A 19,764-nucleotide genomic window follows, 5' to 3' on the forward strand; every position below is an offset into this window, starting at 1 on the left:
CCATTCGATTCACACGCAGTCGGTCGATTTAGGTTAATTTTTGCGCTCATACTGGAGGAAAATCTGACCAAATGGCGGTTTATGGTCAAAACTGTTGGGGGCCGCATAGAGTGTTTTGGCCCGACAAGACTTTCCGGTCACAAATTTAATCATAAAAATCAAGGGGTTATCGTTCCGCGCTGGAGCAATGTTGTTGACCCAACGTCCAGTTGTTGACATGCTGCCAAAGAACATTATCATGCTTTGACTTTGCGGAACTTACCATAATGGTAAATAATAGAAACATCAGTCTTTACGACAGGGGGGCGCCACCTACATGCCCTGATGGCCCTCGTAAGATTGAGGGAGGGCCGCTTTATCCGCCAGCTCAAGTTTTGGAAATCCTTGAAGCTGGAGAAGACAGGGTAAACCTGTGGACAAAAAAGTGCATTAAAGATGTTAAGCATAAGCTCGAGATTGAGCTTGACGAGGTAGCGGAACTGGTAGCTGATGCTGTAAAAAACGGACGCTATAAAGGTTCCGAGTGGTGTCAACAGAAGCCAAACGGCTGCTGGGCAGCGTCAGATGCTTACGTTCTCACTAGAAAAGAGTGGAACGAGAGAGCTTTTAAATATTTAGCAGTTGAATACTTTGTTAAGTTTGCAATTGCTAAAACAGGAAGGTTGGTTTTAGTAGTTTCCTGCCATCCGCCGGAGAATAGGGGTTAGAGTTATGAGCAACGAAATGTGCCCAATTTGTGGAGAGGGACATCTAACCGAACAAGTAGAGCTTGAGGCGACTGAATATAAGGGAGAGCACGGCTCCACGGCATTACATTATTTGTTGTGTGATGTGTGTGGCAGCGAGCAAGCTGGAGCTAAAGAAGTTCGTAAAAATAAAAGAGCTGTTATTGCATTTAAGAAGAAAGTTGATGGTTTGCTTTCCAGTTCTGAAATTCGAGAGCTAAGGAAAAATTTTAATATTTCACAATCTGACGCGGCTAAGATATTTGGTGGAGGGCCTGTAGCCTTCTCTAAATATGAGTCGGATGATGTTATGCAGTCCGAGTCAATGGATAAGCTTTTACGCTTAGCTCTTTCTGTGCCTGGAGTATTTGAAGCTCTGAGAGATCAGGGGCAAGAGTCATTAAGTAGCGTTAAGCGGAACAATGAAGCCTTTACTCGGGTAATGGAGAAGCACCATAAGCGACACTCTGTAAGTATGCGTGTCGTTAATTTTAATGATGTGCGGAAAGGCCCTGCTGATTATAGTGGTAGTAACGTGTTTGCTGCGAATGACTCTGAGTTGAGTCAGGGAATAGGCGGTTAATATGTTTGCGAAAGTAGAAGCTTCCCCACTGCAGCTTCAGCAATTGGTTTTCACTCGAGTACACGTAGACGCTTTGGTACCGTCAGATGTTACGGATGATATTTGGGCGCCGGATTTTGATTTTACGGATGTTGAGTTTGCCCATGAAGTGATGGTAATGCCAAAGGAGGGGCAGGAGGAGGACCCGAGGGAGTTTATATTGGCGCTCAAGTTTGCAATACCGAACAACAATGAAAACTCTAAGTTGGCTCCGTACACGGTGGATGTTCAAGCACAAGCGATATTCACTTTTGCTCCAATTTTTGAGCCCAAGAAGCGTGAGTCTTTAGTCACTGTAAATGGTTGCTCAATGGTAATTGGTGCGATAAGAGAAATGTTGTGCCAGCTGACTGCGAGATCGGTATATGGGCCAATGACTTTACCCACGCTTCGCTTTATTCCAGAGCCCGAGAAAAAGGAAGAGGCGGACCAGGCGTAACCTTCCAGAGCCTGGAATTTTGGTCTGCAAAATATTTGAATTAGGGCTCGAATGAGGCTCTCAACTTTAGTTGAGGGCCTCATTGCTATTGGTGCTTTAAAAGTAAACTACAAGGCTCCAGCTACATCCAAGCTTTCCAAGTGATTCAAGTTTTATGCCGAGTCTGACAGGTTGCTTGGAGGGGGCAGCCCATCTCTAAAAATCTAATGAAGTAATTTTGTCACCTTTAGGTGGCAGGTCAAAACGGCAGATTGCCTGGTGTCAACTTCGGCAAAGCATTTCTCTGGCTTCGTGAGGCTGAACTTCATACGTCTTAGGCAAGAGATAGGCATGCAAACGAAGTTGCTCTTCTGAAGGCGCTATGGGAGCGGGTGGCAAATGAGCCGAGTTCATAGTTGTGTCCTTCAGGTGTAGTTAACTCGCCCCCCTCTTTAATTGCGAAGTCATCCGGAAAGGCGCTTTACGGGATCTCAGGTGGTCAAATACGCTCAACAGGCTTCGGGTGTGGGTGTCTGGACCGCCGCGAATCAGTTAAAGATCGTTTCGTTCTGATTTCTTACTGTCAAGTCTAAGCCTAAATCATCTCAGGCCTCTGAAGTGCTCTCATTCCACCTTTGATTAATGCGTGATCAGTTTTGCTCGGGGCTGGAGGGAGATCGGCTAGCGATGCTGGTGGTGTGGGGCTTGCTGTTTGTGCGTTTTCAGCTGAGATGTTTGTTTTATCACACAGCTGTATGGTGTATCGATGGTGAGTGTATAGTTTTTGCTCAGGAGGAGCGGGTCGTCACTTGAACCTGCGGTGCGCAAGATGTTTGGGGGTACCTGTGGGGGTACTAATTTTTTCGATAATTCAAACTCTTTTGAAATCAAATGGTTAGGGTCTGTTTCGAGTCCCGCCCTGGGCACCACATTGAAAGCCGGCTCGATCCGGTATCCTTCCGAAAGCCCCGCAATGCGGGGCTTTCGTGTTTCTGGACCTTCCATTCATATTTCTCTCCGACCGCTTGTTTTTACGCCAATGGGGGAGCTTTTTGGCGTATACCATCAAAATTCGCCGTCCGATGCAGAACGCGTACCCCTAAATCGGCATGGAACTACCCTATGGCGCAGCCCTTCGCACAAGTTAAGGCTGTGCGTCTCCTCGAGATAAAGACTATCTGCTCAGCGAAATTGAATACCTATACTTTCTCGTTAAAACCGACGTCCAAAAGCAATGCGGTGTTAGATCCCGTCTCGGCAGTAACGAACGCATGCTGGCTATTGCGCCTTCTCCCGAGGTAAGGCTGAATCGCGAAGATGAGCACATATTGGAAGATTGATCGAAATCGCGAAGGAAGGGACTTTGTTGTTGGCGACGTCCATGGGCATTTGCGGCAATTGCAAATCCAATTGGCAGCGCTAGGCTTTACTCCCTGTGTTGACCGACTTTTCTTCCTCGGCGACATTGTTGATCGTGGACTGGACAGCGAGGCGCTGATCGATTTGATAGATCAACGGACCTATTTCAGCATTCTCGGAAATCATGAAGCCATGACCATTGCCGGTTTTGAGAATTCCTCTTCTATTCAGTTGCACAAATCTAATGGTGGCGCGTGGTTTTACAAGCTTCCCTCTGAAAGACAACAGGCTATTGTAGAAAAAATTAGAACCTGGCCTTGGGCTGTAGAAATTGATTGCGGTGCTAAGCATGTCGGACTTGTCCATGCCGATGTACCGAAAAGTAACTGGAATTTGGTTAAGACTCTGTTAGGCGATATCAGTGATGCTTGGTCAAAAAAGGCGTCACTCGACGATCCAGAGATCGAGCAAGTAGCCCAGCCGCTGCTGTGGCGCAGAACTCTGGTAACGCATCTGTACCAGGATGTACTGGAATTCGGTGATAAGAAAAGAACTTTCGCCGGATACAAACTTACCTTTCTTGACCGAATCAGCAAGCTGCGGAGCGTAGGGCGCTTGCAGGTTTGTCCATTCGAAATAGAAGGTATTGATAGCGTGTGCATGGGACATTCCTATGTCCCTATGGCGACGAATGTTGGAAATTGTTACTTTCTAGACAGCTACCGCGGAGAACCTGGCGAGGAGTTAAGTGTTTTGTGTGTTAATCAGTCGTAGTTTATCGTTTTAGCTACAGTTCCTTTGATGGTGGAGCTAGTTATGATAGGTAAATAGGAATTAACAAAAATAAGGCTGAAAAGGCAGAATAATGATTTCCATCATCTCAAGATTGTGTCGTCGAGCATGCTTCTCGTGTTGTGGCGTTTCACTACTTCTGTTTTCCATAAGTACTCGGGCTCAGATTCCTGCGGAAAGTCATCAATTACTCATTTCCATTAATGGTAGTTGGGAGGCAACGAGTGGCCAGCTCTACGGATATCAGCGCGGCAATGGAGGTTGGGAGAAAAAATTTACCGCAATTCCGGTGAGTCTCGGGCGCACAGGTCTCGCTTGGGGTATTGGCTTGCACCCCGCTCAGGCCGGCTTACAGAAACGCGAGGGCGACGGCAAAGCCCCGGCGGGTATCTTTCGACTCGGTGATGCGTTCGGTTATGCGAGTTCCATCGACACGGGGCTCGGTTACCAACCGATGACGGCCCAGCACTATTGCATCGATATCCCCGCTTCTCCGTTGTATAACCAGACGGTTGATGCCGGAAAAGTAGGTACCGATGCGGTGAAAGGTTCTTCCGAGGGGATGCGCCGGGATATTCACTATGGGGATCAGCAGTACCGCAAAGGCATTTTCGTCGCACATAACCCCGAGAATCGCCCTGGCGCGGGCAGCTGTATCTTTATGCACCTTTGGGAGGCTCCGAGCATCCCAACCGCGGGCTGTACAGCCATGAGCGAAGGACACATGGACGCCGTATTGCAATGGCTTGATGCGACACAGCAGCCTATTTATATCGCGCTGCCGCGTGCGGAGTATGAGCGACTGCGGGAAGACTGGGCTCTGCCATCGCTGTAGTCGGCGGTACTGCACAACGGCCTTGCAGATCGGTCGTTGTGCATAAGTCCAGATATGCGGTCAGGCTGGCTCGGTCGCTTGCTGGGACAGGATCCGTGAGACCTCGTCGATCATATTCTGTCCAGCAGGTCCCAATGTTTTGCGCCGTGACCAGATTAGGTCGGTGCAGTAGGGGTAAGGCGTTAGCTGGAAATCTGTGTTCAATACTTTGATCGCTCCCCGCTCAACGTGAGGGCGGGCGATATGCAGCGGTGTAAACGCCCAGCCAAGCCCAGCGGTGAGCATCGACATAAATAATGAGTAGCTTTCCAGATACCAGATACGATCACTAAGATCATTTTCTGGCAAAGAGGTCGGGTCACTGCTGGCACTGATACGCAAGTGCAGGTGATTATGCAGATCCTGAATGCTGACCTGTGCCAGAGTCGTTAGTGGATGGGTAGCTCCCGCCACCAGCACAAATGAACAATTGCCCACCCCGCGAAAATCGAAGTCTTCCGGATAGTCACTCTGGCTTAACACAATACCGATATCCGCCTTGCCTTCCCGGACCAGTCTGGACGCGCTGTCACCGGATGCATGTAGTAGTGACACCGCCACTGTGGGGTAGTTTTGATAAAAACGCTCCAGAGCCTCGACCAACTGTGTCAGCTCAATGGCCGATTCATCAACGGCAAGAGTTAGCGATTCCTCCAGCCCTGCATTCAGACTGCGACTCTTGGCCTCAAAGCGAGAATAAGAGTTGAGCAGGGAGCGCACATCATTCAACAGTGCGCGCCCTTGGGCGGTAAGCTTCGGCTCGCGCCCCGCTCGATCGAACAAGGTCAGGCCGGTATCGATTTCCAAATTGCCAATCAGGCCAGAGATCGTCGACTGAGCCTTGCCGAGTGCTCGCGCCGCTGCGGAAAAGGAACCCGTACGAGCTGCTGCCTCAAAGGCTTCAAGTTGCTCTGGCGCAATAAAGAATCGCGATTCCATGGTGGAATACCCTGATTTATTGGATATTTATGGGTCTAGGCAGGTGTGTGATTCGGCCAGATATCAGGGGGCCGATGTTTCCACGCCGCCTATATTTACTATCGGTTACGCCGATAGGAATTGGTATCGATAGAGTTTGCTGTCAATCAAAGGGCGTGGCAAGTGGGCGTGTAGTGTGTTGGCCGCAAATGACCAGTGCAAGACAGGGCATGTTGAACGCATTAACCGAAGTAGCGACGCCTGGGGAGGCGCGCAGCCCTGCAAGCATTATGTGAACCGCACGATTTGAGGCTATCGCTGCGATTTTATCTACTTGTTGCTGCGGGACTCTTGCCACGTGCGATGCCGTAATGGCGCAATATTCCCATTTGCCTTTTCTTCTCGACCAGAAATAGAACGGTCACAATTTTGGCGTTGAATTCGTTGTATTTTATACGCTTGTCTATTGATCTATCGACCCTACCGATAGTTCATATTTTTTAAAACCACGATTTTGGCGAGATCCTGAGCCCAGGGTGGATAAGTTTGCGCGCCCACGCAACGATCAATTCAATAATAAGGACTTAGGGTATGTTGCCGTTCAAGAAATCTCGTATCAGTCTCATTATCGCTGCTGCGTTGGTGCCGGCTTCAGTCGCGCTCGCAGACGATTCAGCTTCCTCAAAAAATTCCGATTGCACTGCTGAAAGTGGTCGCGCCGCTCAGGCGGAATGTCGTACCCGAGCCGATTTGTATGAGGAAATTGTGGTTACCGCCTCTAGGCGCGAGTCAGCCGCTTCTGATTTACCGATCAATATCACCGCTGTTTCCGGTGAGTCCCTACGGCAGCAGAACATAACTGACATCAAGTCTTTGCTGCAGGAGAGCGTGGAAATCAGCGTTGCGGACAGTGGTGCTCGTTTTGAGGACAGTGTTACCGTGCGTGGCCTGAACGTTTCCTCGGTGAGTGCCAATAACCTCGAGCAGTTCATCAAGACAACCCTGTCTTACTACATGGATGAAACCCCACTGCCGAAGCTTGGTTTCCGTATCAAGGACATAAATCGGGTTGAAACACTGCTGGGGCCGCAGGGTACTCTTTACGGTGCTGGTAGCCTCGGCGGCGCGGTTCGCTATATTACCAACGACCCGAAACTCGATGAATTTGAAGCTAAGGTAAATACCGCGGCTTATCAGGTCGATGGTGGCGGTATAAGCAGCGATACCGATTTTGTGGTTAACCTTCCAGTTAGCGAGACCTTCGCGCTGCGCGCATCCGCTGCCTACTTGGATGAAGCTGGCTATCTAGACCGCGCTGCAAACGCTCCCTGGCGCGCGGGAGAGGATGCGTATATCAGCGACCCGAATCCAAATAAGGCGATTTACAAGGACGATAATTGGCAGGAAGTGACGACCGCGAAAATCGCTGCGCTGTGGGCGCCGACGGACAATCTTGAGATCAAGTTCACCCATATGCAGCAGGATCAGCTGGCACATGGTACCAACGGTGCCAACCTACTGCCGGTTGGGGTTGCGGATTTTGGTAAAGACTGTGATGTGGATTTCTGCTATTCAGATACAGATTTTAGCTCCTTCAATACGCCCTATGCGATCAACGATCGTACGATCATCTCCCCGCACCAAGAGTATGCTGACAAGGATTTTTCCCTGGACGTGCTAGATTTCAATCTGGACCTTGGTTTTGCGACGCTTACTTCCAGCACCTCAAAGTTTGAAGATAGCAGTGTCGGTGAGGCGGATTATACTGGTCCCGGATACGCATTTTATGGCTGGGCTGGATTCGGCCCTGCGGACACCAACATTACCGCATATATGACCTTCGACAATACATATGAAGGTTTTAGCCATGAAACCCGTCTGGTTTCTGCGCCCAGCGATAGCTTTGAGTGGATTGTCGGTTTCTATACCACAGAGCAGGACAGTAAAAACGCGTTCGGGGAAATAGTCCCGACAATTGACCAGGAGCTTTCCTGGAAGCGTGTCGCTGACGTAGCAGATCTTGGCTACGAGGAACTGTATGAGGGGACCTACTCCGAAGATGCAATTTTCGGTGAACTTTCCTACCACGTGACTGAAAAACTGACACTGACCGCCGGGGCTCGGGTGTTTAATTACGACGATGAGCGCCACACGATCCTGCTCGACCATACTTACGCGTTACCTGACCAAGATTTGGAATCGAAAGGTGGCGAGAACGGCAAAAGCTTTTTCAAGCTGAATGCTTCCTATGATGTCACTGACGATATCCTTGCATATGCAACCTTCTCCCAGGGCTTTCGTCGCGGTGGCCAAAATAACTTCCGCGATTTTGATTATCCGGAGTGGATGGCAGAAATCGATGGCAAGCAGCCTGGTTCATACAAGGTTGCTGAAAACTCGAGGACGTACGAGCCTGACTCGATTGACAACCTTGAGCTTGGGCTGAAGGGCTACTTCTTTGAACAGCGACTTTATTTGCAGACCAACGTATATCAGATTACTTGGAATGACCCGCAGACCTACCGCTCACAGGCGGTTGAATTCTGGTTCCCGATTAACGGCACTGAAAACGGTCCAGATGCGGAAACCAAGGGGTGGGAGCTGTCGTCCCGTTACCGGCTGAGCGATAACTGGTCGCTCACTTATGCAACTGCGACCACTGAAGGCAGTTTCAGCGAGACCAAGACGCATTGTATGTATGAGGATACCAGCGTTTCCGGTAATGATTACGGCTGTCGGACTTGGTACGACGGTGATCTTCTCGGCGGAGCGCCGAAGTGGAAACACAACCTAGGTATCCGCTACAACGGTGAATTGTCCGGTTACCCACTTTGGGTCTCCTTGCGTGCTAACTACATGGGCGAGACCAATACGGACCGAGACGAAAATGGGGAGTCTCCATGGGTTCGCCCTTCCTATACACTGGCGCACCTGAGTGCGGGCATGGATTTCGGTCAGATTGGCGCAGGCATGTGGGTAGACAATTTGTTGAATGACGATTCGACTCTCTCTCATCAGGGGGCGGGTCCGCTCGGACGGCGGATGTTCAATTCCACACCGCGTACTATTGGCCTGAACCTCTCTTACGATTTCTAAAAAACTAAAACAGGATGGTTTTTCAAGGGGCGATTTCGCCCCTTTTTTCTTTTAATTAACAATTACGATGCTAATGATCGATTTTTTGATCCATCGTTGGCACAGTGCCGACAGCGCTACTAGGATTACTTCTGGTTGTCCGGGAGTGTGATATTAAAACCGTGCTTTTTAATAACTGGCTCTTAATCCATCGGTCGTACCTTTGGTTAGTCATTTAATCCAGACCGTCAATGCCCGCACACTATCAGGGAAAGAATGCATAAAAAGAACAGGTGCGAGATGGGAACAGATTTGTGTTACTTGGATGCCTGCGAGGCCTTACAGCTTTTCCGGCGACGCGAACTTTCGCCGGTAGAAGTACTGGCCGCACAAATCGATCGCTATGAAGAATTCGGTGGTGATATCAATGCATTCACCCAGACGGCATTTGAGCGCGCGCAGCTGCAAGCTCAGCTCGCCGAGCGGGCTTATGCCAACGGCAGTGCGCGGCCACTGGAGGGGGTGAGCACCGCGATCAAGGATGAGACCTATATTCTTGGTGAGATCACCACCAATGGCTCGCGTCTGCTGCAAGAAAATGTAGCGGATACCACCGACCCGGTGCCGGAGCGCCTGATGGCGGCTGGGGCAATATTTCATGCACGCACCGCCACGCCGGAGTTTTCCGTTGCCGCCTACACCTGGTCGGACCTGTGGGGGGTTACCCGCAATCCTTGGAACCGGGCGATCACTCCGGGCGGCTCTTCTGGCGGCTCGGCAGCAGCCATCGCCGCGGGCTTCTGCACCATCGCGAATGGCACAGATATGGGTGGATCGGTGCGTATTCCCGCTTCCCAGTGTGGCCTTGTGGGACTGAAAGCATCCCATGGTCGCATTCCGGAAATTCCGCCGTACAACGTAGACCCCTATGTTCACCACAGCATGTTGACGCGCAGCGTGCGGGATATGGTACTGCTGTATAACCTGATTGCCGGCCCGCACCCGGTGGATCTGATGTCGCAGTTGCCGAAGGAACGTGTCCCCGCAGAGCCGTTGCCGATGAAAGGGATGACCGTCGGTGTGTCGCTGAATTTGGGCTTTTATTCGCTGGATGCCGACGTCCGCAGGAATACGCTGAACTTTGTGCAGACACTGCGTGATCTTGGTGCGGAGATTTGCGAAGTCGAACTCGAATGGGATGAGCGCTGCATCCGCACCGCACAGATTCATCAGGGTGCGCATATCGGGCATATGCTGCGGGAGAAATACGATAACCCGCAGTGCCGCGAGCAGCTTACCAGTTACGCGCGTCATTATTTCTCGCTGTCGGCAGCGGCCACGCCCGAGTGTATTCGCGAGGCCAATGACTACGCGCAGCAGATGTGGCTTTCACTGGAGCAGGCATTTCGTCAGTGTGATTTCCTTATTTGCCCCACCGTATGTTCCACTCGGGTGGCGGCAGACTTCGATTACAGCTGCGACCAATTGGAAATCGACGGTAGGGTGGTGGATCCGGTCAAGGGCTGGTTTATGACCTATCCCTTCAATACGCTGAGTCGCTGTCCGGTGTTGTCGCTGCCGAGTGGTATCGCCGATAACGGCGTGCCCACTGGTGTGCAGCTGGTGGCGCGGCCCTATCGCGACGGCCAGCTGTTGCAACTGGGGCTGGCATTGGAGGCGACGCTCGGTACCTTCATCACGCCGGCGCATCACCCGCTACCTGCAGAGGAGGTCATTGCTTGATCAGCAAGTGCGCCCGCATGATTCGCGCGGAGATCCGCGCGGGCAGGTTCTCTGGTCCCACCTCCGGTTTGGCGGCGGGGTATGTACAGGCAAATATCGCCATTTTGCCGGCCGCACACGCTGCGGCCTTTGCAGATTTCTGCGCGGCCAACCAACGCGCCTGTGCACTGCTACACCGGTCTGAGCCGGGGCAATACCTGTTGTCGGCACTGGGTGCCGATATCGATATCCGCTCGGACGTGCCCAGATACCAGATTCACCGTGCTGGGCACAAAATGCAGGAAGCTGAGGATATTCGCGATTACTGGCGCGATGACCTGGTCACTTTTGCCTTGGGGTGTTCTTTTTCCTTTGAGGAGGCGCTCATCAGTGCAGGGCTCGAAGTGCGCAATATCAGCGAAGGACGCAACGTGCCAATGTACCGTACGGCACAGCCATGTACGCCTGCCGGCCCCTTCGGCGGCAATCTGGTGGTGAGCATGCGCCCGTTTACGCCGCAGGCGGTGGAACGGGTGTGTGCAATTACCGGGCGCTACCCGTTGGTTCACGGTGCGCCGATTTACATAGGGGATGCCGATGGGCTCGGTATTGGCGACATCCATCAGCCGGACTTTGGCCAGTCGGTGACCATCGCCGAGAATGAAATTCCGGTGTTCTGGGCCTGTGGTGTGACCGCCAATGAGGCACTGCGCTGTGCTGGACTGGAATACTTTATTACCCACGCGCCGGGCCACATGTTAATTGCCGACTTGCAGAACTCAGCACTGGAAAGCATTACCGATATTCGCGATCTCCACGGCAATTGATATCCGGAATTGGATTTTTCACGGACGCACACCGATGTTCAAACTCGTCGATTCAGGCGATGACGCACTTACCGTTTATCTCGCCGAAACCCCGGGTGACGAGGCGCTCGCAAAGGTAATAGATTTTGTGCACAGAGTGCGGTCCCAGAACTGGGACTGGCTGGTGGATCTGGTTCCGTCTTACTGCTGCGTGGCAATTTATTACGACCTGCTGCGTTGTGACTATTTCAGCGTGCGCAGCGCGGTAAGTGCTCTCGCGGGAAATGTCGGCACTACGTGCGAGCTCGCGGCACCCTTGAACCCAACACTAGCGGCAGCGGCCAAGAATTTGCCAGTTCACTACGGGGCGGATCAGGCGCCGGATCTGGAGCGGGTGGCGCGCAGCGCGAAGCTGAGCACAGAAGAGGTTATTGCGCTGCACTCGGGGCAGGAATACCGGGTCTATGCGCTCGGTTTTCGCCCGGGCTTCGCATTTATGGGCAGTGTGCCGGCAGCATTGCAGATACCGCGGCTGGATGTCCCGCGCAAGCGCGTGCCTGCTGGCGCGGTGGCGATTGCCGGAGCGCAGGCCGCGGTCTATCCCAGTGCCAGCCCAGGAGGCTGGAACCTGATTGGCCGCTGTCCTACGTCATTGTTCCGTCTACACCGAGGGGAGCCAAAGGTGGCGCTGGCGTTGGGGGATCGCGTGCGCTTCCAGCCGGTCTCTCGCGAGGAGTACCTGGCGCTGGGTGGGAGGCTGGATGGGTAAACTGGCTGTGGCTGACGTGGCCGAAGTGGTGGGTGCAGAAGTGGCCGACACGCTATCGGTGATCAAGGCGGGGCCGCAGATGCTGATTCAGGACCTCGGCCGCCGCGGTTGCCAGCACCTGGGGATCAGTGTCGGCGGTGTGGCCGACAGCCACGCCGCTGGTTGGGCCAACCGCCTGTTGGACAACCCGGCTAATGCGGCGCTGTTGGAAATCTGCCTGGGTGGCGTAGCCCTGCGCTTTTTGCGCGCGGCGCGATTCGCCCTCACCGGTGCCGACCTCAACTGGCAACTAGACGGCCGTGCGCTCGGCAACTGGCAGAGCTATAGCGCGGCAGCGGGAGCGGTACTGAGCGGCGGCCTTGCCGTGCAGGGTGTACGCGCCTATATGGCGTTGGCTGGTGGCATTGCGGTTGCGCCGATTTGCGGCAGCCTCGCCACAACGGTGGCGGAGGGCATCGGCGGTATCCATGGGCAAGCGCTGCAAAGCGGCGACCAGCTGCCCGCGCCAGTTGCGCCGGCAACGGCATTTATGACCCGCAGAACCCCGGCTATGTTTTGCCGTGACTATCCTGCAGAACTTTTATTGCGGGTGGTTCCATCCAATCAGCATCACCTGTTTGGCGAACATCAATTGTGTGCGTTTTTCTCGCAGGAATATCGGGTATCTCCGGCATCCGACCGTATGGGGGTGCGCCTGCAGGGAACAGCGCTGGCGTCGCCGCCGCAGGGGTTGATATCTGAGCCTGTGGCCGCCGGAGCGATACAGGTGCCCGCAAATGGTCTGCCCATCGTGCTGATGCCGGACTGCCAGACTATTGGCGGCTACCCGAAAATCGGTCATGTGTACCGCGTGGATCTCGATCGCCTGGCACAGGCGCGACCGGGGCAGCGTGTGCGATTTTTGCGTGGTAGCCGGGCTGAAGCCCAGGCCGAGTGGCTGTTACAGCGAAGGTTTTTTCATGGCGGAGCGTGACACTGCAATGGTGAATTTAGATCTCGATAAATACCATCGTCCCGAAATCAACGCGCTGGCGATGCAGATTGAAGCGCTGCTTGTGGCAACGAACGTGCGCGGCATGGAAACGGTGCGCAATCGCGGTTACCGGGGTTATTTGCAGCGCGCGGTCTCAACGCTGCTGTGCAAGCGCGAGCGGGTGGCGATCGTGAGTGGCTTTCCGGTGGCGCAGGGTTTTGAAACTGACGGCCCCGCCGGTGCCCTGGCGCTGGTAAATGGCTTGTGCCAGCTGGGTGCGGAGGTTGTTCTGCTTGGTGTTGATCACTACATTGCCACGCTGCAGCGCTGCGCTCCCGAGCTGCAAGCATCGCACTTTTTGCCGGTGACGCCGGCGAGAGCTCGGGATCAGTTGCGACAATTTGTTGCCCAATTTCACCCCACCCTGTTGGTGTTCGTGGAAGTTCCGGGGGCGGGCGCCGACGGTCGTTACAGGAACATGCGCTTTCGGGATATCACGGAGCAGACCCTGCCGTGGGAGCAGATGTTGTCTCTGGTCGATTGCCCCACGCTGGCGTTTGCCGATGGCGGCAATGAGTTGGGGATGGGGCGACTGCATCAAGAGCTGTACGGCTTGCCGGTAGCCTGTGCTACGGCCAGCACCGACGAGCTGGTGATTGCCGATGTCTCCAACTGGGGTGTTTACGGCGCGCTTGCACTCGCATCCGCCTGTGTTGGCCGTCCGTTGTTACAGAACTTTTGTCTCGCCAGCTGTCTGCGGGCGCTGAACGCCGGGGGCATTGTTGACGGGGTGACCGGTGCTCTTTCCGCCAGCGAAGACGGTCTGCTGCTTAGCCAGAGCGTAGCCATGTTCAGGGCGCTGGAAGTGCTCGCAGAGGCCGCGCTGGGAATACCGGTAGGCGATGAGATAGCACCGCTTGAGGAATGCGTGGCGTGAGGCTGAACTGTGATCTCGGGGAAAGTTTTGGCAACTGGCAGTTGCTGGACGAGCGAGATGTCATGCCATTTATTCACATGGCGAATATCGCCTGTGGTTACCACGCCGGTGATCCGATAACTATCGTGCAGACCCTGCGGCTGGCGCGGCAATTTGGGGTGGCGGTGGGCGCTCACCCATCGTACCCGGATCTCATGGGATTCGGCCGCAGGTCGATGGCATGTACCCCCACTGAGATCCAAGCCATGCTGCTGTATCAGGTCGGTGCTCTGCGGGAGCTGGCCATGGCAGAGGACTTGGCGCTGAACTACGTCAAACCGCATGGCGCCCTGTATAACGACATGATGGGAGATGAAACAGTGCTGCACGCGGTGCTCGCCGCCCTGCAGCGCTGCCGTCTGCCGCTGATGATGATGGCCACGCCGCGCAACGACCACTACCGCCGCCTTGCCGAAGATTACGGAGTGGGTCTTATTTTTGAAGCTTTTGCCGATCGCCGCTACACCGCGGACGGACGACTGCAGCCACGCGCGCAAACCGGAGCGGTACTGCATTCAGCGGAGGAAATCCTAGCGCAGGTGCACGCGCTGTGCGCGGGCAGCGTTACCGCCAGTGATGGGAGGCGTATCAATATCGAAGCGGATTCCCTTTGTGTGCACGGTGACAACGCTGATGCGGTGGCAATGATTCGGCAAGTCCACGCTCAGCTTGAGTGAGCCGCCAAGTTACCGCTGTTCGCCCGCGGCCATGGTCGGGATATTCAAACCGGGGTAACCACTGAGCTTTTGCGGGAAATATTTTTCCAGCAGGGCCAGCAGGATCGCGCGGGATTGGTTGTCCACTTCGCCGTCGACATTCCAGGGGCGGAAGTGATATTGAAACGCGCGGGTGTACAGGCCGATGTCCGCGTCGCTCGCGGTTTCCGCATTGATGCCGTAGCCATAATCCTGCAGCCACTGGGCGAAGCGACGGCGCACACTATCGCGGTCACTGCTGGTGTTGCCATTCAGGAAATCCAAGTGGCGCTTGACGGTGGCGTCGTCATACCAAGCGCCGATGCCGGCCTCGGCCAGCTTTTGCCAGGGAAAGCGCGGGCCGGGGTCGATTTTCCACTGTGGGAGAATATCGCCGTGCCCGACCACGCGGGTGGGGCTGATGTCTGGGTAGCGCGCTAGGATATCTTTGGACAGCGCGATTACCAAGTCGATCTGCGCCGGGTCAAATTCCGGGAAAAAGCACGCAGTTTCGCTTTCGCCTTCCTCAGCGGATTCCGCTGGCGGGGCGCAGTAGCTTTTGTTGACGATCTCGATGCCGATGGAGTGATCGTTCAGCTGGCTGCGGTCTTCCCAGTGGCCGGGGCCGGCGTGCCAAGCACGGCGGTGCTCGTCCACCAACTGATACACCCGCAGTTCATCGTGTGGATAGCTCGGGTCGTTGTGTTCCGGGATCAGGTAGTGCGAACTCACTGGTGCTGAGCTCGGCTCGGTCAATACCCGCAGCGACGTGGCAAAATCAATGGCGGTAAAGTGCATCACCAGAAATCGCACGCGCTCGCTGGCATTCTGTGACGTTACCACCTCCATGCGGTATGCATCGCTGCGATGGTTCATGCCCGCGCTGCTCACGCAAGCGGTAATCGCGAGGGATGCCGTCAATGCGGTGGCGATGAGTGCCGTCCTGGTGAGAATGGCTCTGGTCACTGTGCGGCTTATTGGGCGTGACATAGCGAATCCTTCAGTCGAATTCCCGAGTCGAAATCCTCGGTGGGGATCGGGTTAATTTTCACCAGACCGTGGTTCGAGGTCATGCGGTGGATATAGCGGCCGTCACCCAGAGCAATACCCACATGAGTGAGTACGCCCTCGGCCCAATCTCCATAGGTATTTTTGAGAAATACCAGGTCGCCAGGCTGCAGCGCACGGATACTTTTGATTTTTTCCCCGAACTCATCGGCAGCGAGAGAGTCGACATGCTCCGGTAGCAGTTCATCATCGGCACCAAGCAAGTGCGCATCCCAGGGTCTTTGCGTTTCCAGCGTGGCGAAGTGCTCGCCGCAGGCGGCGACGAGAATTTCCCGAGTCCAGTTCATGCATTGCTCGGCCCTGCCGATACGATAAGCGCGGTTCTCCCACGGCAACGCGGCGGCCAGCAGTTTTTTCCCAAGGCGAGACGCGGGCATGTCATCTTTCGGCTGATCGGCAGCGCTGACCGTGGGGGAAGCTTGGCCGGCGAGCAACGCTGCGGGTCCTTCTGCTTCCGCGCATCCGGCAAAAGGAACCAATGTCGTCAGGGCGAATGCAATGAGTGTTCTGTTCATAGTGTTGGGAGCTCCGCACAGTTGTTATTGCGTTGTGTGTCGGGGATCAACCATAGGGGGTCGATACACAGGCGAGACAACTGCTGACCGCGTGGCAGTGGTAACTCTAGGGTCAGCCGGTTGTTGCGTGATTGCCCCCAGGTCTCCGCGGGTATCAGGCTGTGGTAGCGGTTGCCTTCGCGGGTGACCAGTTCAAGGGGAATCGGCAGGATTGCACTGCCGTGGTTGTCGATGGTGAGCGTGTACCACACGCTGCTGTCTTCTGCAGCCGGGAGGGGTACCGGTATCTGGGGAGCAAAATTTTGCGCTGTGCGGGTGTAGCTGTCGGCGAGTTGAGGTGCTCGGTCCACGACAAACTGCTGAATATCACCTGAGGTCAATGCCAGTGCCGGGGGCGCAGTCTGTTCCCACGGCTGCAGTGAAAGTGCCTTGCCGTCGCGCGCGATACCGTGCAAGGACAGATCAATACTGCCCTGACCATAAAACCAGCTGCGCCAGAACCAGCTCAAGTCGGTACCGGCGGAAGTTTCCAGTGCGCGGAATAAATCCCCGGGCATGGGGCGCTTGCCGATCCATGCCTGGGCAAAGCTGCGTAGTGCCGGGTCGAATACCTCGGGCCCAAGTACCAGATGGCGCAGCACATTCATCACGCTTGCCGATTTGTTGTAGGCGTTGTCGATCTTGAGCAGCAGGCTGTCGGCACTGGTCATAATCGGCTGGTGGTCGGCGCTGGCCGTGTAAGCCGCTATCGAGCGGGGCTCACCATAGATCACATCGAAATTGGCCTCCCAGCTATGCTCTGCCCGGTATTCGATAAAACTCACCAGACCTTCGTCGAGCCAGGCCCACTCGCGCTCGTCGGTATTGATACGCATCGGCAGGTAGTTGTGGCCAACTTCGTGAATGACGGTGCCGATAAAGTCGTATTTGGTGAGCGCCTCCCATGCGGGTTGCCTCCGGGTGGACACGCTGCGTTCTGGACGGATGGGAATGGTGGCAAGACCGGGGTATTCCATGCCGATACCTGACGCGTTGACCACGCTGATAGTGTTGGTGTCCAGTGGCATCAGTGCGCTGTCGAACACGTCCAGGCTATGGGCAATTGCGGGCAGGCCGAACTTTTCCCACAGGGGTGCGGCCTCTGCGGGGAAGAACTGCTGCAGGCGGCGACCGCGCTGGTCATACTGAATCTGCCACTGGAAGCTCGCCGAGGCACTAAAGGCAAAGTCGCGCAGCTGTTGGCCGGTAAATTGCCAACTTCTGGTATCGGTGGCGTGTGCATTGCGGTTGGCGGCGCGGCGCTGCCTTGCCTGGGGACCGTCTATCATCCAGCCGGGTTCGGTGGATTTTCGCCGCCACAGCTCGAGCTGGTGGCCGTTTAGTACCTGCGTCGGGTTTTGGAGTTCACCACTGGCGGCTACGACAAAATCTTCCGGGACCTCAATACGCGCCGAGTAGTCGCCGAATTCGGTGGAAAATTCACCCTGTTGTAAAAACGGCTTCAATTGCCAGCCGGCGTAATCGGTATAGGCGGCGGCGCGCGGAAACCACTGAGCAATGACATAAATACGGCTGCCGTCCGCAAGTGTTTCGTAGCCGCTTCGCGCACCAGCGGCGTTTTTTTCAATCAGGGGAAGTTGCCATTGAATGTGCAGATACTGGGTCTTCCCGGGCGAAAGTGGCTCGGGCAGAGGTACTTTCAGCAGGGTATCGTGCACCTGCCAGTTGAGTGCCTGGCGGCGACCATCAGTGACCGTATCTATCGCAAAGCCTTGGGCAGTTTTCCGGGCGACCGCACGCTTGCGCGATTTTTCGTCCGCTGCGGTGAACAAGCGAAAGACGGCCTTGGCGTCGACTTTGAGTGCATTGTGGTCGAGGAAAAAATACAGCGCAGGGAGCGCATCGGGTGAGTTGTTGTGGTAGCGAATGTCTGCGCTGGCGAGGAGCCGCTGCTGGTGGGTGTCGAGACGTGCATTGAGGTCGTAATCGACCTGCTGCTGCCAGTAATTCTCCGTTGGCATTCCCGTGCCACTGCGATAACTACCGAGATTCAGGTCGGTCTGGCTCAGCCGGACGAATGAGTCGGTACCGGTTGCCGCATGACTGGACGCGCCGGCGCTCAGGGTACACAGTAAAGTGGTACCCAGCAGGATGCCACAGGTGCGCCTATGGCTGTGGCGCCGCAGTACCGGCGGTTCGCTCATGCCGCTCCCGCCTCTGCATGCACAGGCGCACCCGCACCCGGCAGCTGCCAGCGCTCCACTGCGAGCCCCATTGCCAGAGCGAGAAGCAGGCAGCCCATGCCGAGGCTGAGTACCGCAGCAAAACCGCCCGCAGCGATCAGCGCCGCCGCCAGCGGAGGACCGAGAATTTCACCAATTTTGAATGCACTGGCACAAAGCACGATAAAGCGACCGCTCTGATCGATACGGTTGAACTGATCCATCAACAGCGGCAGGGAAAAACTCCAGAAAAACTGGAATACGATGGATGTGGTCGCGTAGAGCAGGTAGGCGTCGAGCGTTGTCCCGCCGATTAGCACGGCCATGGTGGCAACCTGAACAAGCATCGCCAGCAGTAGGGTGGGAATGCGGCCGAGATAGGAGGATAGCAGCGGGGTTGCCAGCGAGCCGAGCCCACTGATGGCAAATCCGATTCCCAGCAGGTCACCCACCGCAGCATTTTCAAGACCCAGGTTTACGCCGATACGCTCAAGGTAGGCCCACACGGCGGAGACGCCACAGTAATAGATCACGGTGGTAAAAAACACCGTGAGCGCTCTGGCATTCACGAGTGTACCCAGTTGCCTGGCGTCGCGCGTATCGGCTTCCCGGTTGGAGGCTGGGAAGGCAAGTATGCACAGCAGTATGGAAATCAGAAGCCAGCCGTTGAGATAGTGGAAAAAGGCATCGATTTGCAGTTGTTGTATGAGGCGCGGAACGGCGAAAAACCCGATGGTGCCGAAAATGACCTGGGCGGTAACCATGAGACCGAACGCAAGTTGCGGCTTTGGCTGATCGCTGAGCCCCGCCAGAGCGATGGCGTAGGCTGATCCGCAGCCGATACCGGCGAGTACCCGGTTGAGCATCAACGCGGGAAAATTGGTATTGCCGATACTGGCTAGATTGGCGAGCAGAAAGAGAGTCAAGCCAATCAGCACCATGGGGCGCCACTGAACTCGTCGTACCCAGAAAATCGCCGACGCCGAGCTGAGAAAAATTCCGATTACGTCCGCCGCCGCCAGCCAGCCAATCTGCTGCGCAGAAAAGACTCCCAGATCGGTAAACGCGCCCACCCAAAGAGGCAGTAGCGTGAGAATGGAGGCGCCCATCATGGCGACGAAGAGCAGGCTCAGTAAACTGGGTAAATATGTACTCGGAGTTTTCATTTTTGTTATTAGGTCAAACCAGTGGGGCGAATAAATCCACACAACTTTTCAGCCAATAAGGCGCAAAGT

17 protein-coding genes are annotated in these 19,764 nt (G+C 54.9%); 12 read left to right on the forward strand and 5 right to left on the reverse strand.

Going from position 1 to position 19,764, the window contains the following annotated elements; genetic code table 11:
• The first annotated feature begins 266 nt into the window (after positions 1–266).
• The 5 genes from R5R33_RS13335 (at position 267) to R5R33_RS13355 (ending at position 4,751) form a co-directional block, all read left to right on the forward strand.
• Positions 267–707 (forward strand): hypothetical protein, encoded by a 441-nt coding sequence (locus R5R33_RS13335; RefSeq protein ID WP_318953192.1) that lies wholly within the window; start codon positions 267–269, stop codon positions 705–707.
• Between the two features lie 4 nt (positions 708–711).
• The gene (locus R5R33_RS13340) at positions 712–1,308 is read left to right on the forward strand and encodes a type II toxin-antitoxin system MqsA family antitoxin (RefSeq protein WP_318953193.1); all 597 of its coding nucleotides are present in this window, start codon (positions 712–714) and stop codon (positions 1,306–1,308) included.
• A 1-nt stretch (position 1,309) separates the two neighbouring features.
• Positions 1,310–1,786 (forward strand): hypothetical protein, encoded by a 477-nt coding sequence (locus tag R5R33_RS13345; RefSeq protein ID WP_318953194.1) that lies wholly within the window; start codon positions 1,310–1,312, stop codon positions 1,784–1,786.
• A gap of 1,296 nt (positions 1,787–3,082) precedes the next feature.
• Positions 3,083–3,898, forward strand: coding sequence for a metallophosphoesterase (locus R5R33_RS13350; protein WP_318953195.1), 816 nt, complete (start codon positions 3,083–3,085; stop codon positions 3,896–3,898).
• Between the two features lie 91 nt (positions 3,899–3,989).
• The gene (locus tag R5R33_RS13355; protein WP_404810367.1) at positions 3,990–4,751 is read left to right on the forward strand and encodes a L,D-transpeptidase family protein; all 762 of its coding nucleotides are present in this window, start codon (positions 3,990–3,992) and stop codon (positions 4,749–4,751) included.
• Between the two features lie 60 nt (positions 4,752–4,811).
• On the opposite strand, the gene R5R33_RS13360 is transcribed toward R5R33_RS13355, so the two are convergent.
• Positions 4,812–5,729: a LysR family transcriptional regulator gene (locus R5R33_RS13360; RefSeq protein WP_318953197.1), complete on the reverse strand. Its 918-nt coding sequence runs from the start codon at positions 5,727–5,729 to the stop codon at positions 4,812–4,814.
• Between the two features lie 570 nt (positions 5,730–6,299).
• Here R5R33_RS13360 and R5R33_RS13365 point away from each other — a divergent pair.
• The 7 genes from R5R33_RS13365 to R5R33_RS13395 all read left to right on the forward strand — a co-directional run bounded on the left by R5R33_RS13365 (position 6,300) and on the right by R5R33_RS13395 (position 14,706).
• Entirely contained in the window at positions 6,300–8,804 is a 2,505-nt protein-coding gene (locus R5R33_RS13365) for a TonB-dependent receptor (protein ID WP_318953198.1), read from the forward strand.
• Positions 8,805–9,083: 279 nt separating this feature from the next.
• Positions 9,084–10,526: an amidase gene (locus R5R33_RS13370; protein ID WP_318953199.1), complete on the forward strand. Its 1,443-nt coding sequence runs from the start codon at positions 9,084–9,086 to the stop codon at positions 10,524–10,526.
• Positions 10,523–11,332 (forward strand): putative hydro-lyase, encoded by an 810-nt coding sequence (locus R5R33_RS13375; RefSeq protein WP_318953200.1) that lies wholly within the window; start codon positions 10,523–10,525, stop codon positions 11,330–11,332. The genes R5R33_RS13370 and R5R33_RS13375 overlap by 4 nt, the downstream gene beginning before the upstream one ends.
• A 34-nt stretch (positions 11,333–11,366) precedes the next feature.
• Positions 11,367–12,080 (forward strand): 5-oxoprolinase subunit B family protein, encoded by a 714-nt coding sequence (locus R5R33_RS13380; protein WP_318953201.1) that lies wholly within the window; start codon positions 11,367–11,369, stop codon positions 12,078–12,080.
• Positions 12,073–13,053, forward strand: a complete 981-nt coding sequence (locus tag R5R33_RS13385; protein WP_318953202.1) for a 5-oxoprolinase subunit C family protein — start codon at positions 12,073–12,075, stop codon at positions 13,051–13,053. The genes R5R33_RS13380 and R5R33_RS13385 overlap by 8 nt, the downstream gene beginning before the upstream one ends.
• A gap of 7 nt (positions 13,054–13,060) precedes the next feature.
• Positions 13,061–13,990, forward strand: coding sequence for a glutamate cyclase domain-containing protein (locus R5R33_RS13390; protein WP_318953203.1), 930 nt, complete (start codon positions 13,061–13,063; stop codon positions 13,988–13,990).
• Complete coding sequence (locus tag R5R33_RS13395) at positions 13,987–14,706, forward strand: 5-oxoprolinase subunit PxpA (RefSeq protein WP_318953204.1); 720 nt, start codon at positions 13,987–13,989, stop codon at positions 14,704–14,706. Before R5R33_RS13390 ends, R5R33_RS13395 begins: the two co-directional genes overlap by 4 nt.
• Before the next feature lie 9 nt (positions 14,707–14,715).
• Here the strand turns inward: R5R33_RS13395 and R5R33_RS13400 are convergent, their stop codons facing one another.
• Genes R5R33_RS13400 through R5R33_RS13415 form a run of 4 tightly spaced genes read right to left on the reverse strand, consistent with a single transcriptional unit; the run spans position 14,716 to position 19,695 of the window.
• Positions 14,716–15,714: an N-acetylmuramoyl-L-alanine amidase gene (locus tag R5R33_RS13400; RefSeq protein WP_318953205.1), complete on the reverse strand. Its 999-nt coding sequence runs from the start codon at positions 15,712–15,714 to the stop codon at positions 14,716–14,718.
• A complete protein-coding gene (locus tag R5R33_RS13405) occupies positions 15,699–16,307 on the reverse strand; it encodes an NlpC/P60 family protein (protein ID WP_318953206.1) in 609 nt (202 codons plus the stop codon). The genes R5R33_RS13400 and R5R33_RS13405 overlap by 16 nt, the downstream gene beginning before the upstream one ends.
• The gene (locus R5R33_RS13410) at positions 16,304–18,511 is read right to left on the reverse strand and encodes a M1 family metallopeptidase (RefSeq protein WP_318953207.1); all 2,208 of its coding nucleotides are present in this window, start codon (positions 18,509–18,511) and stop codon (positions 16,304–16,306) included. The genes R5R33_RS13405 and R5R33_RS13410 overlap by 4 nt, the downstream gene beginning before the upstream one ends.
• Positions 18,508–19,695 (reverse strand): MFS transporter, encoded by a 1,188-nt coding sequence (locus R5R33_RS13415; RefSeq protein WP_318953208.1) that lies wholly within the window; start codon positions 19,693–19,695, stop codon positions 18,508–18,510. Before R5R33_RS13415 ends, R5R33_RS13410 begins: the two co-directional genes overlap by 4 nt.
• Positions 19,696–19,764 lie beyond the last annotated feature (69 nt).

This window comes from Microbulbifer pacificus (assembly GCF_033723955.1).
GTDB classification, from domain to species: Bacteria; Pseudomonadota; Gammaproteobacteria; order Pseudomonadales; family Cellvibrionaceae; genus Microbulbifer; species Microbulbifer pacificus.

Bases quoted from the DNA above. Each gene is read 5' to 3' on its own strand.
- R5R33_RS13335 (WP_318953192.1), top strand. From the start codon at position 267: ATGGTAAATAATAGAAACATCAGTCTTTACGACAGGGGGGCGCCACCT.
- R5R33_RS13340 (WP_318953193.1), top strand. From the start codon at position 712: ATGAGCAACGAAATGTGCCCAATTTGTGGAGAGGGACATCTAACCGAA.
- R5R33_RS13345 (WP_318953194.1), top strand. From the start codon at position 1,310: ATGTTTGCGAAAGTAGAAGCTTCCCCACTGCAGCTTCAGCAATTGGTT.
- R5R33_RS13350 (WP_318953195.1), top strand. From the start codon at position 3,083: ATGAGCACATATTGGAAGATTGATCGAAATCGCGAAGGAAGGGACTTT.
- R5R33_RS13355 (WP_404810367.1), top strand. From the start codon at position 3,990: ATGATTTCCATCATCTCAAGATTGTGTCGTCGAGCATGCTTCTCGTGT.
- R5R33_RS13360 (WP_318953197.1), bottom strand. From the start codon at position 5,729: ATGGAATCGCGATTCTTTATTGCGCCAGAGCAACTTGAAGCCTTTGAG.
- R5R33_RS13365 (WP_318953198.1), top strand. From the start codon at position 6,300: ATGTTGCCGTTCAAGAAATCTCGTATCAGTCTCATTATCGCTGCTGCG.
- R5R33_RS13370 (WP_318953199.1), top strand. From the start codon at position 9,084: ATGGGAACAGATTTGTGTTACTTGGATGCCTGCGAGGCCTTACAGCTT.
- R5R33_RS13380 (WP_318953201.1), top strand. From the start codon at position 11,367: ATGTTCAAACTCGTCGATTCAGGCGATGACGCACTTACCGTTTATCTC.
- R5R33_RS13385 (WP_318953202.1), top strand. From the start codon at position 12,073: ATGGGTAAACTGGCTGTGGCTGACGTGGCCGAAGTGGTGGGTGCAGAA.
- R5R33_RS13390 (WP_318953203.1), top strand. From the start codon at position 13,061: ATGGTGAATTTAGATCTCGATAAATACCATCGTCCCGAAATCAACGCG.
- R5R33_RS13400 (WP_318953205.1), bottom strand. From the start codon at position 15,714: ATGTCACGCCCAATAAGCCGCACAGTGACCAGAGCCATTCTCACCAGG.
- R5R33_RS13405 (WP_318953206.1), bottom strand. From the start codon at position 16,307: ATGAACAGAACACTCATTGCATTCGCCCTGACGACATTGGTTCCTTTT.
- R5R33_RS13410 (WP_318953207.1), bottom strand. From the start codon at position 18,511: ATGAGCGAACCGCCGGTACTGCGGCGCCACAGCCATAGGCGCACCTGT.
- R5R33_RS13415 (WP_318953208.1), bottom strand. From the start codon at position 19,695: ATGAAAACTCCGAGTACATATTTACCCAGTTTACTGAGCCTGCTCTTC.